The sequence below is a fragment of the Pseudorhodoferax sp. Leaf267 genome (assembly GCF_001422405.1).
Lineage (GTDB): Bacteria > Pseudomonadota > Gammaproteobacteria > Burkholderiales > Burkholderiaceae_C > Pseudorhodoferax.
Map to the genome: position 1 here is coordinate 330580 of NZ_LMMV01000001.1, position 15710 is coordinate 346289.

The following is a 15710-nucleotide window of genomic DNA, read 5'->3' on the forward strand; positions in this document are numbered from 1 at the left end:
CCTCAGACAGTGGCGGCAGGTTCGCGCTCTTCGGCACGGGCGGGGCGGATCTGGCCGCGCTCCTGCACGAACACGATGTGCTCGTCGGGCTTGTCGCTGTTGACGAAGCTTTTGAAACGCTGGCGCACGGCCGGGTCGGTGACGGCGCTCTTCCATTCGCACTGGTAGGTGTCGACCACGTGCTGCATCTGGGCCTCGAGCTCGGCGCCCAGGCCCAGGCTGTCGCGGATCAGCACGTCCTGCAGGTAGGCCAGGCCGCCTTCGAGACCGTCGCGCCAGGTGCTGGTGCGCTGCAGCCGGTCGGCCGTGCGCACGTAGAACATCAGGAAGCGGTCGATCAAGGCGATCAGCGCGTCCTTGCTCAGGTCGCTGGCGATGAGCTCGGCATGGCGTGGCTTCATGCCGCCGTTGCCGCACACGTACAGGTTCCAGCCCTTGTCGGTGGCGATGATGCCCACGTCCTTGCCCTGGGCCTCGGCGCATTCACGCGTGCAGCCCGAAACGCCGAACTTGATCTTGTGCGGCGCGCGCAGGCCCTTGTAGCGGTTCTCCAGCAGCACGGCGAGGCCCACGGAATCGTCCACGCCGTAGCGGCACCAGGTGGAGCCGACACAGCTCTTCACGGTGCGCAGGCTCTTGCCGTAGGCGTGGCCGCTCTCGAAGCCGGCGGCGATCAGCTCTTCCCAGATCAGCGGCAGCTGCTCCAGGCGCGCGCCGAACATGTCCACGCGCGCGCCGCCCGTGACCTTGGTGTACAGGCCGTACTTCTTGGCCACGGAGCCCACGGCGATGAGCCCATCGGGCGTGACCTCGCCGCCCGGCATGCGCGGCACCACGGAATAGGTGCCGTCCTTCTGGATGTTGCCGAGGAAGTAGTCGTTGCTGTCCTGCAGTGCCGCGAGCTGGGGCTTGAGCACGAACTCGTTCCAGATGGAGGCCAGCACGCTGGCGGCCACGGGCTTGCAGATGTCGCAGCCCAAACCCTTGCCGTGCCGGGCCAGCAGCTCGTCGAAGGTCTTGATCTGCCCCACGCGCACCAGGTGGTAGATCTCTTGGCGCGAGTAGGCGAAGTGCTCGCAGACATGGTTGTTCACGGCCATGCCGCGGCGCGTCATCTCGAACTTCATGACCTGAGTGACCAGCGGCACGCAGCCGCCGCAGGTGGCGCCGGCCTTGGTGCAGGTCTTCATGTCGGCAATCGTGCAGGCACCTTCGCCCACGGCGGCGCAGATGGCGCCCTTGCTCACGCTGTTGCACGAGCAGATCTGCGCCGTGTCGGGCAATGCGTCCACGCCCAGGCCGGGCTTGGCCTTGCCGTCGCTGGAAGGCAGGATCAGGAATTCAGGCTCCTCGGGCAGAGCGATGCCGTTCAGCGCCATCTGCAGCAGCGTGCCGTATTCGTCGGCGTTGCCCACCAGCACTGCGCCCAGCAGCTGCTTGCCGTCTTCGCTGACGACGATCTTCTTGTAGACCTGCTTGCGCTCGTCCACGTACTGGTAGTTGCGGCAGCCGGGCGTCCTGGCCTGCGCGTCGCCGATGCTGGCCACGTCCACGCCCATCAGCTTGAGCTTGGTGCTCATGTCGGCCCCGACGAAGGCGGCGTCCATGTCACCTGCGATGTGGCGCGCGGCCACGCGGGCCATGTCGTAGCCGGGTGCGACCAGGCCGAACACCTGCTCGTTCCACGATGCGCATTCGCCGATGGCATAGATGTCGTGGTCGCTGGTGCGGCAGGCGCTGTCGATGGCCACTCCGCCGCGCGGGCCGATGGCCAGCACGCACTGGCGGGCCAGATCGTCGCGTGGCCGGATGCCGGCCGAGAACACGATCATGTCGGTCTCCAGCCAGGTTCCGTCGGCGAACACCATGCGGTGCCGCGCGGTGGCGCCGTCGGTGATCTCCACCGTGTTGCGGCCGGTGTGCACCTGCACGCCCAGCGCCTCGATCTTGTGGCGCAGCACGCGGCCGCCGCCTTCGTCCACCTGCACGGCCATGAGCCGCGGCGAGAACTCGACGACATGTGTCTGAAGGCCCAGGTCGCGCAAGGCCTTGGCGCATTCCAGGCCCAGCAGCCCGCCGCCGATGACCACGCCGCTTTTGGACTTGGCGCCCGCGGCGCGCATGCCTTCCAGGTCTTCGATGGTGCGGTAGACGAAGCAGGCGTCGCGGTCGCGGCCCGGCACGCCCGGCACGAAGGGGTTGGAGCCCGTGGCCAGCACCAGCTTGTCGTAGGGCAGCACTTCGCCCTCCAGCGTGGTCACGGTGCGGTTGCGCCGCTCCACGGCGACGGCGCGCGCGGCCAGGCGCAGCTTGAAGCCGCTCTTGTCGAAGAAGCCGGCTTCGACGAGCGAGAGTTCCTCGGCCGTCTTGCCGCTGAAGAACTCGGACAGGTGCACGCGGTCGTAGGCGGCGCGCGGCTCTTCGCACAGCACGGTCACGTCCAGGTCTGGCAGGCCGCTTTCGGCCAGGCTTTCGAGGAACTTGTGGCCCACCATGCCGTGGCCGACGAGGATGATCTTCATGTGGAGTCCTGCACGTTCGGATCGACACGAAGGGTGCAGGAGACTGCGCCTCGGCCGACCCTGGCGGTGGCGCTTGCGCATCCGTCCGCCGTGGGGTTGATGAACTTGGAACGTCCGCCGCGCCGGGCCTAGAGGGGCTTAGAGTGCGTGCGGGGTTCCGCCATCATTGGCGGAGGGTTGGGCGGCGTGGGGGCCGCCCGGTCCGGGGCAACGCTGCCTCGGAACGCAGGAGACAGTGCAAGTGCCGTGCCACGCAAATACTCATCAAATGAGGCTTTTCGCGCGCTGGCACGGGGCATGGCCTGCCAACTTGGTGCGCTGGCTCCCCAAGTCGGGGCGCACAACGCACAAGCGGCCCGCAGGGGCCGCTTGGGAGCGGAGCGCGAACTCCGCCGATTGCCTGGCTGGTTACAGCGTGACCGGGCTGATCTTGGCGCCTTGCAGTGCCACGCCGGCTTCCAGGCCCGCGTTGGTCAGCACGTAGCCGACCACGGGCTGGCGCACGGTGTTGCTGTCGATTTGGCCGTTGGCGCCGATGTTGGCCAGGGCCACGGTGGCGTCGGCGCCCACCGTCCAGCCCTTGCTGGCGCGGAACTTGTCGAGCGCATCCTGCGTGCTGAACACATAGATCACGGCGCGCGACTGGGCGCCTGCCTGCCAGCCGATCGAGCCGGCAGTAGTGCTGTAGTAGCCCTGCGTGCGGCCGCCGGTGCGCAATGCGCCGCGGCCGTATTCGGCGCCCAGGCCCAGGCTGGCGCTCAAAACCGAGGGGAACACCAGCACGCCGGCAGACTTGCTGACCAACTCGCGCGAGCCTGGCACGGTGTTGTAGAGCTTGGACAGCGCGGCATCCACGTCCGCGTCGATGGCGGTGCGGGAAGATGCGTTGGTGCCGGCCGTGCCCGGGCCGGTGGTCGTGCAGCCGACGAACGCAACACTGCAGGCGGCGAGCATGACCGTGGCGGCGAGGGTGCGGAACTTGTTGGTCTGGTGCTTCATGGCGATTCCTTTTGTGGTCAAGATGCAGCGCGATCGTAGGCTTGTGACAAGCCTGTTTTTTCATGATGCGGTTCATTCCTACGCCAAGTCGCGCCGCGAAAACTCTGGGAAAACCCTGTTTCGCCAGCGATCAATTGACCGAAATTCGTACACACACCGTGTCGGAATATGGCGCAATTCGGATTCGAGATTCCAAAAATATCCAATGAAAACAAATACTTGAGGAGGTGGCACGCGCTGTGCGATATTCAGCCAAACCACTTCAGAGACTACGCCATGAACCGTCGCCATCTCACCGCGTTGTCGGCCGTTGCCGCATGGGCTGCCTGCCTGGGCCTGCCGGCGCACGCGCAGACCAAAGACATCCGCATCGCCCACGTCTACGGCAAGACCGGCCCGCTGGAAGCCTATGGCAAGCAGACCCAGATCGGCTTTGCCATGGGGCTGAACTACGCCACCGGCGGCTCCATGGCCGTCAACGGCAGGAAGCTGGTCGTGATCGAGAAGGACGACCAGGGCAAGCCCGACCTGGGCAAGTCGCTGCTGGCCGCCGCCTATGCCGACGACAAGGCCGACCTGGCCGTGGGCACCACCGGCTCGGGCGTGGCGCTGGCCATGCTGCCCGTGGCCGAGGAGTACAAGAAGATCCTGATCGTCGAGCCGGCCGTGGCCGATTCCATCACGGGCGACAAGTGGAACAAGTACATCTTCCGCACCGGCCGCAACTCCAGCCAGGACGCCATCGGCAATGCCGTGGCGGTGGACAAGGAAGGCGTCAACATCGTCATGCTGGCCCAGGACTGGGCCTTCGGCAAGGACGGCGTGAAGGCCTTCAAGGACGCGCTCAAGAAGTCCAAGGTCGTGCACGAGGAGTACCTGCCACCGGCCACGACCGACTTCACGGCCGGCATCCAGCGCATGGTCGACCAGCTCAAGGACAAGCCCGGCCGCAAGATCATCGAGGTGGTGTGGGCCGGCGCCACCACGCCGTTCAACGCGCTGGCCGATGCGGACCTGCAAAAGCGCTTCGGCATCGAGGTGGCCACCGGCGGCAACATCCTGCCTGCGATGACGGCCTACAAGCGCTTCCCGGGGATGGAGGGCGCCACCTACTACTACTTCGGCCTGCCCAAGAACCCGGTCAACGAAGCCCTGGTCGCGGCCCACTACAAGGAATACAAGACGCCGCCGGACTTCTTCACCGCCGGTGGCTTCTCGGCTGCGATGGCGGTGGTCACGGCGCTCAAGAAGACCGGCGGCGACACCACCACCAACAAGCTCATCACCGCCATGGAAGGCATGAGCTTCGACACGCCCAAGGGCACCATGACCTTCCGCAAGGAAGACCACCAGGCCATGCAGAGCATGTACCACTTCCGCATCAAGGCCGACCCGGCGTTCAGCTGGGGCGTGCCGGAACTCGTGCGCGAAATCAAGCCCGAGGAAATGCAGATCCCGATCCGCAACAAGCGCTGATCGCCGCGTGCTCGAAACCCGCGACCTGACGATTCGCTTCGGCGGCCATGTGGCCGTCAACGCGGTGAGCTGCGCGTTCGCGCCCGGCACGCTGACGGCCATCGTCGGGCCCAACGGCGCGGGCAAGACCACCTACTTCAACCTGATCTCGGGCCAGCTCAAGGCCAGCGCGGGCACGGTGTCGCTCAACGGCCGGCAGTTGACCGGCCCGCCCTCGGCGCGCACCCGCGCCGGCCTGGGGCGGGCTTTCCAGCTCACCAACCTGTTCCCCAACCTCACGGTGCTGGAGAACGTGCGGCTGGCCGTGCAGGCCACGCAGGATGGCGCGCACCGGCGCGGGCTGAACCTGTGGAGCATCTGGAGCGACCACCGCGACCTGGGCGCGCGTGCCGACGCGATCCTGGACGAGGTGGCCCTGAAGGCCCGCGAGCACCACACCGTGGCCAGCCTGCCGCACGGCGACCAGCGCAAGCTGGAGGTCGCGCTGCTCATGGCGCTGCAGCCGCAGGTCTTCATGTTCGACGAGCCCACGGCCGGCATGAACGCGGCCGAGGCGCCCGTGATCCTGGACCTGATCCGCAAGCTCAAGCGCGACCGCAGCAAGACCATCCTGCTCGTGGAGCACAAGATGGACGTGGTGCGCGAGCTGGCCGACCGCATCATCGTGCTGCACAACGGGCAGCTGGTGGCCGACGGCGAGCCGGCCGAAGTCATCGCCTCGCCCATCGTGCAAGAGGCTTATCTCGGAGTGGCCAAGGCATGAGCGCCGCCCGGCCGCCCGAAGGCGCTCGCTCCTCCGAGCGGAGCGAGGAGGTTTCAACAAAGCCTTTGCTCGAACTGCACGGCGTGCACACGCACATTGCGGCGTACCACATCCTGCACGGCGTGGACCTCGTGGTGCCGCAAGGCCAGGTCACGATGCTGCTGGGCCGCAACGGCGCGGGCAAGTCCACCACGCTGCGCACGGTGATGGGCCTGTGGCATGCGTCGCAGGGCTCCGTGGTGCTGGGAGGAAAGGACATCACCGCCTTCGCCACGCCGCAGATCGCGGGGCTGGGCGTGGCCTACGTGCCCGAGAACATGGGCGTCTTCGCCGACCTCACCGTCAAGGAAAACATGCTGCTGGCCGCGCGCAGCGCCAAGCGCGCCGAGCAGATGGACGCGGCGCGGCTGCAGTGGATCTACAAGATGTTTCCCGCGGTCGAAAAATTCTGGAACCACCCGGCCGGCAAGCTCTCGGGCGGACAGAAGCAAATGCTGGCCGTGGCCCGTGCCATCGTCGAGCCGCGCGAGCTCTTGATCGTGGACGAGCCCAGCAAGGGCCTGGCGCCGGCCATCATCGACAACATGATCAACGCCTTTGCCGAACTCAAGGCCCAGGGCGTGACCATCCTGCTCGTGGAGCAGAACCTGAACTTCGCGCGGCGCCTGGGCGACACGGTCGCCGTGATGGACAACGGCCGTGTGGTGCATGCCGGGCGCATGGATGCGTTCGCGGCGGATGCGCAACTGCAGCAGTCGCTGCTGGGGCTGGCGATATGAGTGCGACCTGGATGTCTTGCTCCCTCTCCCTCTGGGCGAGGGCAGGGGTGAGGGCGGGCGGCGTCGGCAGGCACGCGGCCTGTGCGCGGGGGAGCACGACATGAACGCCGGCCTTGACTGGAAACCCCTGGCCCTGGTGCCCGTGCTCGCCCTCATCGCGCTGCCGCTCGTGGGCTCGCCCTCCACCTGGCTCACGCTCACCGTCGCAGGCCTTGCCATGGGCATGATCATCTTCATCATCGCCTCGGGCCTCACGCTGGTGTTCGGCCTCATGGACGTGCTGAATTTCGGCCATGGCCTGTTCATCGCGCTGGGCGCTTTCATTGCCAGCAGCGTGCTGGGCCTCATGGGCGACTGGACCGGCTCGCAGGAACTGTGGCGCAACCTGGTCGCGGTCTTCCCCGCCATGCTGGTGGCCATGGCCGTGGCCGGCGCCGTGGGCCTGGCCTTCGAGCGCTTCATCGTGCGGCCGGTGTACGGCCAGCACCTGAAGCAGATCCTCATCACCATGGGCGGCATGATCATCGGCGAGGAGTTCATCAAGATGATCTGGGGCCCGGCGCAGTTGCCGCTGCCGCTGCCCGAGGCCTTGCGCGGCTCGCTGTTCATCGGCGAGGCGGCCATCAGCAAGTACCGGCTGCTGGCCGTGGCCGTGGGCCTGGCCGTGTTTGCCGCACTGGCCTTCACGTTGAACCGCACCAAGATCGGCCTCTTGATCCGCGCTGGCGTGCAGGACCGCGAGATGGTCGAGTCGCTCGGCTACCGCATCGGCCGGCTGTTCATCGGCGTGTTCGTGGCTGGCAGTGCGCTGGCGGGCCTGGGCGGCGTGATGTGGGGCCTGTTCCAGCAGAACCTCACGCCGCAGATGGGCGCGCAGGTCAACGTGCTGATCTTCATCGTGATCATCATCGGCGGGCTGGGCTCGACGGCGGGCGCGTTGATCGGCGCGCTGCTGGTGGGCCTGCTCGTCAACTACGTGGGCTTCGTGCTGCCAGTGGCGACGCAGTTCGCGTCGATCGCGTTGATGGTGGCGATCCTGCTGTGGCGTCCGCAGGGTGTCTATCCGGTGGTGAACCGATGAACCGCTTGTTGTCGAACGACCTGCCGCGCAGCCGCGTGCTGGCATGCGTGCTCATCGCGCTGCTGCTGGGCCTGGCCTTCGCGCCTTTCCTGTTCCCCGGCGTGAAGGCGCTCAACGTCGCGGCCAAGGTGCTGGTGTTCGTGGTGCTGGTGGCCAGCTTCGACCTGCTGCTGGGCTACACCGGCATCGTGAGCTTTGCGCACACCATGTTCTTCGGCATCGGGGCCTACGGCGTGGCGATTGCGTCCACGCGCATGGGGCCGGGCTGGGACGCGCTGGCCGTGGGCATCGGTGGGGCGCTGGCGCTGTCGTTCGTGCTGTCGCTGGCCATCGGCCTGTTCTCGCTGCGCGTGCGCGCGATCTTCTTCGCCATGATCACGCTGGCCGTGGCCTCGGCGTTCCAGACGCTGGCCTCGCAGCTCTCGGGCTTCACGGGCGGCGAGGACGGGCTCACGTTCAAGATGCCCGAGCTGATCTCGCCCAGCTTCGAGTTCGCCGACGAGCCCTTCCTCGGCGCCTCGCTCGACGGGCGGCTGCTGTGCTACTACGCGCTCTTCGTGCTGGCGGTGGTGCTGGTGCTGGCGCTGCTGCGCATCGTCAACTCGCCGTTCGGCCGCGTGCTGCAGGCCATCCGCGAGAACGAGTTCCGCGCCGAGGCCATCGGCTACCGCGTGGTGGTGTATCGCACGACGGCCGCCGTGCTGTCGGCGCTGTTCGCGACGCTGGCCGGTGCCATGCTGGCGATCTGGCTGCGCTACAACGGGCCGGACACCTCGCTGAGCTTCGAGATCATGGTCGACATCCTGCTGATCGTGGTCATCGGCGGCATGGGCACCATCTACGGCGCGGCCATCGGCGCCACGCTGTTCGTGGTGGCGCAGAGCTACCTGCAGGACCTGCTGCGCCTGGCGCACGAGTCCGTGGCGGCGCTGCCTTGGCTGGCCGCGCTGTTCACGCCCGACCGCTGGCTGCTGTGGCTGGGCCTGCTGTTCGTGCTGTCGGTCTACCACTTCCCGACCGGCATCGTCGGCCGGCTGCGCGCACGCGCGGCGGCGCGCCATTGAGATTCCAACCACGAGGAGACCAGCGCATGACCCAGCCCACTCGATTCCCCCTGGCCGCCACCGCGCTCGCGGCGGCCGCGCTCGCCACGGCCTGCGGCGGTGGCGGCGGCCTGGAGGCCAACGTGAAACCGGCGTTCATCGGCAACGTGCAGCAGACCGAGTACGACGGCAGCACCGACGACCTGCTGACCGCCGGCCTGGGCAAGACCGGCCTGGCCGGCGCCGCGCCCGGCTATGCCAACGCCGCCGCGCCCACGGCTGCCGAGCTGCGCCGCCATGCGATCTACACCAACTACCGCGCGCTGCTGGACATGACGGCCGCCGGCGGCTACGGCCTGCTGTACGGCCCCAACGTGGCGGTCGACGGCACGGTCACCACGGGTGAGGGCAAGGTGGCGGGCGGCGAATACGTCGCCTATGCCGACGACGGAACCGGCCGCCAGAACGTGACGCTGCTGGTGCAGGTGCCGAGCAGCTTCGACCCGGCCAAGCCCTGCATCGTCACGGCCACTTCGTCGGGCTCGCGCGGCGTCTATGGCGCGCTGTCGGCCGGCGAATGGGGCCTCAAGCGCGGCTGTGCCGTGGCCTACACCGACAAGGGCACGGGCGCCGCACCGCACGACCTGCAGAACGACACCGTGCCGCTGATCGACGGCAGGCGGGCCAGCGCCGCCACGGCTGGCAACGCGGCGGCCTTTCGCGCGGCACTCACGCCGGCCGAGCTGGCCACGTTCAACGCGCAGACCCCCAACCGTTTCGCGTTCAAGCACGCGCACTCGCAGCAGAACCCCGAGAAGGACTGGGGCAAGTCCACGCTGCAGGCCGTGCAGTTCGCTTTCTACGTGCTCAACGAGCGTCTGGGCAAGCTTTCGGACACGACGCGGCTGCAGACCTTCGCGCGCGGCAACACCATCGTGATCGCATCCAGCGCGTCCAACGGCGGTGGCTCGGCGCTGGCCGCGGCCGAGCTGGACACCGAGGGTTGGATCGACGGCGTGGCCGTGTCCGAGCCGGCGGTCGAGCTGCCGGCCGACCCGGGCGTGAGCATCCGGCGCGGCGCCAATGCCATCCCGGTCAGTGCCAGGACCCTGATCGACTTCACGACCTACGCCCAGGTGTTCCAGCCCTGCGCCTCGCTGGCTGCCAGCCTGGCCGGCACGCCCTACCAGGCCGCCTATGCCGCGGGCTTCGGCGCATTGGCCGGCGCGCGCTGCGCGTCGCTACAGGCCAAGGGCTTGCTGGCGGCGACCACCACCGCGGCACAGGCCGAAGAGGCCCTGGCCAAGCTGCGCGCCTACGGCTGGGAAGACGAGGCCCAGCGGCTGCACCCGTCGCTGGCCGCGTTCGAAGTGGCGCCGGCCGTGGCCGTCACCTTCGCCAGTGCGCTGACGCGCGCGGGCGTGCAGGAGCGGCTGTGCGGCTACGGCTATGGCGCGACCACGGCCCTGCCGCTGGCCGTGCCGCAGGCACTGGACGCCGTCTCGCTGGCCACCATGTTCGCCACCGGCAATGGCGTGCCGCCGGCCAGCAACGTGCAGCTCATCAACGACAACAGCGTGGGTGGCGCGGCGCGCGACATCGTGTCGCGTTCGCCGTCCACCGGCAGCTATGACCTGAACCTGGACGGCGCGCTGTGCCTGCGGCAACTGGTCGACGGCAGTGGTGCCTGGGCCACGCGCCTGAAGACCGGCCTGGACGAGACGCGCCGCAACGGCAACCTGCGCGGCAAGCCGGCCGTGATCGTGCACGGGCGCGACGACGCGCTGCTGCCGGCATCGCACACGTCGCGCCCCTATTACGCGCTGAACCAGAAGGTCGAGGGCGCGGCCAGCAGGCTGTCGTATATCGAGGTCACGAACGCGCAGCACTTCGACAGCTTCATCGGCCTGCCGACCATCCTGCCCGGCTACGACAGCCGCTACATCCCGCTGCACGTGTACCTGAACCGGGCCATGGACGCGGTCTACGCCCATCTGACGGCCGGCACCGCGCTGCCCGCCAGCCAGGTGCTGCGCACGGTGCCACGCGGTGGCACGCCCGGCGCGGCGCCGGCCATCACGGCGGCCAACGTACCGGCCATCCCGACGACGCCGGCCGCGGCCAATGCCATCGCCTTCAGCGGCACCACGCTGACGATCCCTGAATGATGTGCCCATGACCACGCCCGCATCCCGCTACGCCACCTGCGCCGGCCGAGAGATCCACTACACGGAGTGGGGCGCGCCCGATGCGCCCGTGGTGGTGGCCTGGCACGGGCTGGCGCGCACGGGCCGCGACATGGACGAGCTGGCCGCGCACCTGGCGCCGCGCTACCGCGTGCTCTGCCCCGACACCATCGGCCGTGGCTACTCGCAGTGGAGCCCCGCGCCGGTGGCCGAGTACTGCATCGCGTTCTACGCGCAGCTGGCCGGGGCGTTCTTCGACGCGCTGGGCATTGGGCAGGCGCACTGGGTGGGCACGTCCATGGGCGGCGCCATCGGCACGGCCTGCGCGGGCGGGCTGGTCGTGCCCGGCATGCGCGAGCGCATCCTGAGCCTGACGCTCAACGACAACGCGCCGCAGCTCGCGGCCGCGGCGATCGCGCGCATCAAGGCCTATGCCGGCCACCCGCCGGCCTTCGCCACGATGGCCGAGCTGGAGGCCTTCTACCGCCAGGCCTACCAGCCCTTCGGCTGGCTCAGTGACGCACAGTGGCGCCGGCTGACGGAGACGTCTACACGCCGCCTGCCCGACGGCCGCGTGACGCCGCACTACGACCCGGCCATCGTGGGCCAGTTCACGCACCACCCCGACGACTATCTGCTGTGGCCGCACTACGACGCGATCACCGCGCCCGTGCTGTGCCTGCGCGGTGCCGCGTCCGACCTCGTGTTGCCCGAGGCCCTGGCCGCGATGCGCACGCGCGGGCCGGGGGCGGCGGGGCGCTTGCAGGTGGTCGAGGTGCCGGGTTGCGGGCATGCGCCGGCGCTGAATGTGGCCGGGCAGTTGGACGTGGTGGCGGCGTTCATCGACGCGGCGCAGGCCGGGCGCTGACCGCTCGGCAGGTGCCCGGCGCCGCTTCGGCTTGGGCCTTACTTGGGCTTGAGTGTCACAACTTCGCCGTTGGCGACGCGCTTGTAGAGCAGTTGGCCGTCGAGCAGGCGCACATCGTTGCAGGTGGAGTTGGACTGGACCATGTCGGTGCACAGCTTGTCGCCCTCGACGCGCCATTTGCCGCGGTCGGACCTGCCGCGGCTGTAGATGATCAGGCTGCCGTCCTTGTCGAAGTCCCAGCGCCAGTCGACGCCGTCGGCCCGCACGCCGCGGAACGAGCCGCCGGCCACCTTCTCGTTGAACACTTCGGCCGTGATTGGCTTCAGCCCGCGCGCGGCAGGGCGATGCTGGCGCGCAGGCCGCGGGTGCCGTCCACGCTGGCCAGCTGAAGCTCGGTGCCCAGCAACTGGGCATAGCGCGCCACGATGGACAGGCCCAGGCCTGCGCCCTGGCCCAGCTTCTCGCCGTCGCGGCCCTGGGCCCAGCGCTGCATGAGGTCGCGCCGCGCCGCCTCCGCGATGCCGGGGCCGTCGTCCACCACGGCCAGCACGCAGGTGCGGGCGGCACGGTCGGCGCTGAGCTCGATGGTGAGCGTCTGGCCGCCATAGCGCAGGGCGTTGTCGATCAGGTTGTCCAGGATGCCCTCGACCAGTGCGGCGTCGCCCCAGGCGACCAGGTCCTCGGGGGCGGCGTCGTCCAGGCCGCGCGCGCCCAGGTCCACGCCGCGCGCGTCGGCCCGGTCCAGGTGGCGCACGACGGCCCGGCCGACCAGTGCGGGCAGGGCCAGGCGTTCGTTCTGCAGCACGACCTCGCCCTCGTCGGCCATGGCCAGGTCCAGCAACTGGTTGACGAGGCGGCCTGCGCGTTCGGCGCTGGTGGCGATCTGCTGCAGCTGCTGCTGCGGCACGGCGGTGCCGGGATGGGCCAGGCCGTACTCGGCCAGCGCACGGATGCCGGCCAGCGGCGTGCGCAGCTCGTGCGCCACGTTGCCGGCGAATTCGCGCTGGGCCCGCACGTTGCGGCCCAGCCGTTCGAACAGGTGGTTCACGGCATGGCCGACCTGCTCGATCTCCTGCGTGGTGCTCGGCACGGCCACGGGCGACAGGTCCTTGGCGTCGCGGTGCGCCAGCGCGGCCTGCAGCCGGGCCAGTGGCGCCAGGTCGCGCTCGATGCCGCGCCACAGCCACCAGGCCAGCAGGCCGAGCAGGGCCAAGAGGGGCAGGGCGCCGAACACCAGCAGGCGCTGCACCAGGGCGCCTCGGATGCGCGTGGTGTGCGCCATGACGACGTGGTAGGGGCCGCCCTGCACCTGGTGGCGCAGGATCACCGCGCGCACGGGCTGGCCCTGGTAGTCGAAGTTGCCATAGCGGTAGGCGGGCTCGCCGCCTGGCAGCGGCATGCGCGGCAGGGGCTCGCCGGCCATGCGTGTGCCGTCCGGGCGCAGCACGGCGAAATACACCGCCTCGGCCTGGTCGAACAGCGCGGCGGTCAATTCGCTGGGCGTGAGCTGCAAGGCCACTTGGCCGTCGGGCAGCGGCCGCACCTGCGAGGCGATGGAGTACGCGTCGTCCAGCAGCGCGCGGTCGAACGCCTCTTCGGTGAAGTAGCTGGCCACGCCCAGCGTGGCGGCGGTGCCGGCCAGCCAGATCAGCACCAGCGGCAGCATCACATGCCGCAGCATGCGGATGCGCAGCGACGGCGAGGGCGCCGCGCCGCTGCGCGGGGCCGGTGCTGGTGTCAAGCCTCGGGCTCCAGCAGGTAGCCGATGCCGCGCAGCGTGCGGATGGCCGCGCCGCTGCCGGCCAGCTTCTTGCGCAGGCGGGAGATGAAGGCCTCCAGCGCGTTGTCGCCCAGGGCCTCGTCGAAACTGGACAGCTTGTCGGACAGCGTGCGTTTGCTGACGGCGTGGCCGGGTGGGCTCATGAGCTCCCACAGCACTTCGAACTCGCGTGCGGGCAGGTCCAGCGGTTCGGCGCCCACGCTGAAGCGGCGCGCGCGCCTGTCCAGCTGCAGCAGGCCGAGCGCGGAGCGGTCGTCCGTGCCCTGCGCGCGGCGCACCAGCGCGCGCAGCCGGGCCTCGACCTCGGCCAGGTCGAAGGGCTTGCCCAGGTAGTCGTCGGCGCCGGCGTCCAGGCCGGCGATGCGCTCCTCGGTGCGGTTGCGTGCCGTGAGCACCAGCACCGGCGTGCGGTCGCCGCGCTGGCGAGCCTGGCGCAGCACGGTGAGGCCGCTGCCCAGCGTGCTGCCGACGCGCGGCTGCTGGGGCAGGTTCAGGTCCAGCAGCACGGCGTCGAAGGGTTGCACGCGCCACAGGTGGTCGGCGTCCTCCACGCACGCGGCCACGTCGACGCGGTGGCCGGCGTCCGCCAGGCTGCGCGACATCACTTCGCGCAGCACGGCATCGTCTTCAACCAGCAGGATTCGCATGCGGCAAGGCTAGCAGATGGGGCAGCCGCCTCGCTCAGGCCGGGGCCGCTTCGGCAGCGTCGAGCTGGCGCTTGGCCTGGACCGTCTTGCGCACCGTGGACCAGATGGCCCAGGCCAGCATGGCCGCCGTCAGCGCGAGCAGCGTGGCGCTGATGGGCCGCTGGATGAAGACCGCCGGGTCACCGCGCGACAGCAGCATGGCACGGCGCAGGTGTTCCTCCAGCATCGGCCCCAGGATGTAGCCCAGCAGCAGCGGCGCCGGCTCGAAGCGCAGCACCATCAGCGCATAGCCCATGATGCCCAGCGCGGCCACGGCGTAGATGTCGAACACGTTGTTGTTCACGCTGTAGACGCCGAGCGCCACGAACACCAGGATGGCCGGGTACATCCACGCGAACGGGATGCGCAGCAGCGCCACCCACAGGCCGATGGTGGGCAGGTTCAGCACCACCAGCATGATGTTGCCGATGGCGAAGCTCACGACCAGGCCCCAGAACAGCTCGGGCTGGTCGCTGATCAGCATGGGGCCGGGCTGGATGCCGTGGATGATCAGCGCGCCGAGCATCACGGCCATGACCGCGTCGCCCGGGATGCCCAGGGACAGCGAGGGCACGAAGGCCGTCTGCGCGGCCGCGTTGTTGGCCGACTCGGGCGCGGTGATGCCCTCGACCGCGCCATGGCCGAAGCGGCTCGGGTCCTTGGCCACCTTTTTCTCTATGGCGTAGGACATGAAAGCCGCGATCGACGGGCCGACGCCGGGCAGCGCGCCCAGCGCGGAGCCCAACGCCGAGCCGCGCGCCATCGGCTTCAAGGTGGCGCGGAACTCGGCTTGCGAAGGCACCATGGAGCGCAGGGTGACCTTGTCGGGCTTGCGTGCCGTGTCGGCCGAATTGATGCAGCGCACGACCTCGGCCACGCCGAACAGGCCCATGGCCAGCGCGATCAGGTTGATGCCGTCGGTGAGCTCGGGCACGTCGAACGCGAAGCGCGCCACGCCCGAGTTCACATCGGTGCCCACCATGCCCAGCAGCAGGCCGAACACCACCATGCACAGTCCCTTGGCGGCCGAGCCGGCCGTCATCGACGAGGCGGCCACCAGCCCCAGCACCATCATCGAGAAGAACTCGGCGGGGCCGAATTTCAGGCCCACCTCGGCGATGGCCGGCGAGAACAGCACCAGCAGCACCAGCCCGCTCATGGCGCCGGCCAGCGAGGCGATGGTGGTCACGAACAGCGCGATGCCGGCCTTGCCCTGCCTGGCCATGGGGTAGCCGTCCAGGCAGGTCACGGCCGAGGACGGCGTGCCGGGCAGGTTCAGCAGGATGGAGGCGGTGGAGCCGCCGTACTGCGCGCCGTAGTAGACGCCGGCCAGCATGATGATGGCGGCCGTGGGCGGCATGTGGTAGGTGAGCGGCAGCAGCAGCGAGATGGCGGCCAGCGCGCCGATGCCGGGCAGCACGCCGACCACGGTCCCCAGCAGCACGCCGCCGAAGCAGTAGAGCAATGTGATGGGCTCGGAGGCTACTTGCAGGCCGAGCCAGAGGTTGTCGAGCAGTTCCATGTCGT

General features: G+C 69.3%; 13 protein-coding genes. 7 read left to right on the forward strand and 6 right to left on the reverse strand.

The features are described from left to right. Positions 1–2: 2 nt before the first annotated feature. Together nirB and ASF43_RS01565 are read right to left on the reverse strand one after the other, a co-directional pair. Complete coding sequence (gene nirB / locus ASF43_RS01560) at positions 3–2522, reverse strand: nitrite reductase large subunit NirB (protein WP_056175725.1); 2520 nt, start codon at positions 2520–2522, stop codon at positions 3–5. Positions 2523–2930: 408 nt separating this feature from the next. Continuing rightward, entirely contained in the window at positions 2931–3521 is a 591-nt protein-coding gene (locus tag ASF43_RS01565) for a YSC84-related protein (protein ID WP_056175728.1), read from the reverse strand. Positions 3522–3797: 276 nt separating this feature from the next. Here ASF43_RS01565 and ASF43_RS01570 point away from each other — a divergent pair, with 276 nt between their 5' ends. The 7 genes from ASF43_RS01570 (at position 3798) to ASF43_RS01600 (ending at position 11717) form a co-directional block, all read left to right on the forward strand. Next, positions 3798–4997, forward strand: a complete 1200-nt coding sequence (locus ASF43_RS01570; protein ID WP_056175731.1) for a substrate-binding domain-containing protein — start codon at positions 3798–3800, stop codon at positions 4995–4997. Positions 4998–5004: 7 nt separating this feature from the next. Continuing rightward, positions 5005–5760, forward strand: coding sequence for an ABC transporter ATP-binding protein (locus ASF43_RS01575; protein WP_056175734.1), 756 nt, complete (start codon positions 5005–5007; stop codon positions 5758–5760). Then, the gene (locus ASF43_RS01580; RefSeq protein ID WP_056175736.1) at positions 5757–6539 is read left to right on the forward strand and encodes an ABC transporter ATP-binding protein; all 783 of its coding nucleotides are present in this window, start codon (positions 5757–5759) and stop codon (positions 6537–6539) included. Before ASF43_RS01575 ends, ASF43_RS01580 begins: the two co-directional genes overlap by 4 nt. 100 nt (positions 6540–6639) lie before the next feature. Then, positions 6640–7620: a branched-chain amino acid ABC transporter permease gene (locus ASF43_RS01585; protein ID WP_056175738.1), complete on the forward strand. Its 981-nt coding sequence runs from the start codon at positions 6640–6642 to the stop codon at positions 7618–7620. Continuing rightward, entirely contained in the window at positions 7617–8684 is a 1068-nt protein-coding gene (locus ASF43_RS01590) for a branched-chain amino acid ABC transporter permease (protein WP_056175743.1), read from the forward strand. Before ASF43_RS01585 ends, ASF43_RS01590 begins: the two co-directional genes overlap by 4 nt. A gap of 26 nt (positions 8685–8710) precedes the next feature. Beyond that, the gene (locus ASF43_RS01595) at positions 8711–10831 is read left to right on the forward strand and encodes a 3-hydroxybutyrate oligomer hydrolase family protein (RefSeq protein ID WP_056175745.1); all 2121 of its coding nucleotides are present in this window, start codon (positions 8711–8713) and stop codon (positions 10829–10831) included. A 7-nt stretch (positions 10832–10838) separates the two neighbouring features. Then, the gene (locus ASF43_RS01600) at positions 10839–11717 is read left to right on the forward strand and encodes an alpha/beta fold hydrolase (protein WP_056175748.1); all 879 of its coding nucleotides are present in this window, start codon (positions 10839–10841) and stop codon (positions 11715–11717) included. Positions 11718–11755: 38 nt separating this feature from the next. On the opposite strand, the gene ASF43_RS01605 is transcribed toward ASF43_RS01600, so the two are convergent. From ASF43_RS01605 to ASF43_RS01620, 4 genes are read right to left on the reverse strand one after another with little or no spacing between them, the layout of a single operon-like run. Beyond that, positions 11756–12022, reverse strand: a complete 267-nt coding sequence (locus ASF43_RS01605) for a hypothetical protein (protein ID WP_056175751.1) — start codon at positions 12020–12022, stop codon at positions 11756–11758. Positions 12023–12039: 17 nt separating this feature from the next. Next, positions 12040–13458, reverse strand: coding sequence for a sensor histidine kinase (locus ASF43_RS01610; protein WP_056175754.1), 1419 nt, complete (start codon positions 13456–13458; stop codon positions 12040–12042). Further along, a complete protein-coding gene (locus ASF43_RS01615) occupies positions 13455–14144 on the reverse strand; it encodes a response regulator transcription factor (RefSeq protein ID WP_056175757.1) in 690 nt (229 codons plus the stop codon). The genes ASF43_RS01610 and ASF43_RS01615 overlap by 4 nt, the downstream gene beginning before the upstream one ends. Before the next feature lie 34 nt (positions 14145–14178). Beyond that, a complete protein-coding gene (locus ASF43_RS01620) occupies positions 14179–15705 on the reverse strand; it encodes a tripartite tricarboxylate transporter permease (protein ID WP_056175759.1) in 1527 nt (508 codons plus the stop codon). Between the last annotated feature and the right edge of the window lie 5 nt (positions 15706–15710).

Excerpts from the sequence above, each read along its gene's own strand:
- nirB (WP_056175725.1), bottom strand. The coding sequence starts at position 2,522 with ATGAAGATCATCCTCGTCGGCCACGGCATGGTGGGCCACAAGTTCCTC.
- ASF43_RS01600 (WP_056175748.1), top strand. The coding sequence starts at position 10,839 with ATGACCACGCCCGCATCCCGCTACGCCACCTGCGCCGGCCGAGAGATC.
- ASF43_RS01580 (WP_056175736.1), top strand. The coding sequence starts at position 5,757 with ATGAGCGCCGCCCGGCCGCCCGAAGGCGCTCGCTCCTCCGAGCGGAGC.
- ASF43_RS01585 (WP_056175738.1), top strand. The coding sequence starts at position 6,640 with ATGAACGCCGGCCTTGACTGGAAACCCCTGGCCCTGGTGCCCGTGCTC.
- ASF43_RS01590 (WP_056175743.1), top strand. The coding sequence starts at position 7,617 with ATGAACCGCTTGTTGTCGAACGACCTGCCGCGCAGCCGCGTGCTGGCA.
- ASF43_RS01570 (WP_056175731.1), top strand. The coding sequence starts at position 3,798 with ATGAACCGTCGCCATCTCACCGCGTTGTCGGCCGTTGCCGCATGGGCT.
- ASF43_RS01565 (WP_056175728.1), bottom strand. The coding sequence starts at position 3,521 with ATGAAGCACCAGACCAACAAGTTCCGCACCCTCGCCGCCACGGTCATG.
- ASF43_RS01595 (WP_056175745.1), top strand. The coding sequence starts at position 8,711 with ATGACCCAGCCCACTCGATTCCCCCTGGCCGCCACCGCGCTCGCGGCG.
- ASF43_RS01620 (WP_056175759.1), bottom strand. The coding sequence starts at position 15,705 with ATGGAACTGCTCGACAACCTCTGGCTCGGCCTGCAAGTAGCCTCCGAG.
- ASF43_RS01615 (WP_056175757.1), bottom strand. The coding sequence starts at position 14,144 with ATGCGAATCCTGCTGGTTGAAGACGATGCCGTGCTGCGCGAAGTGATG.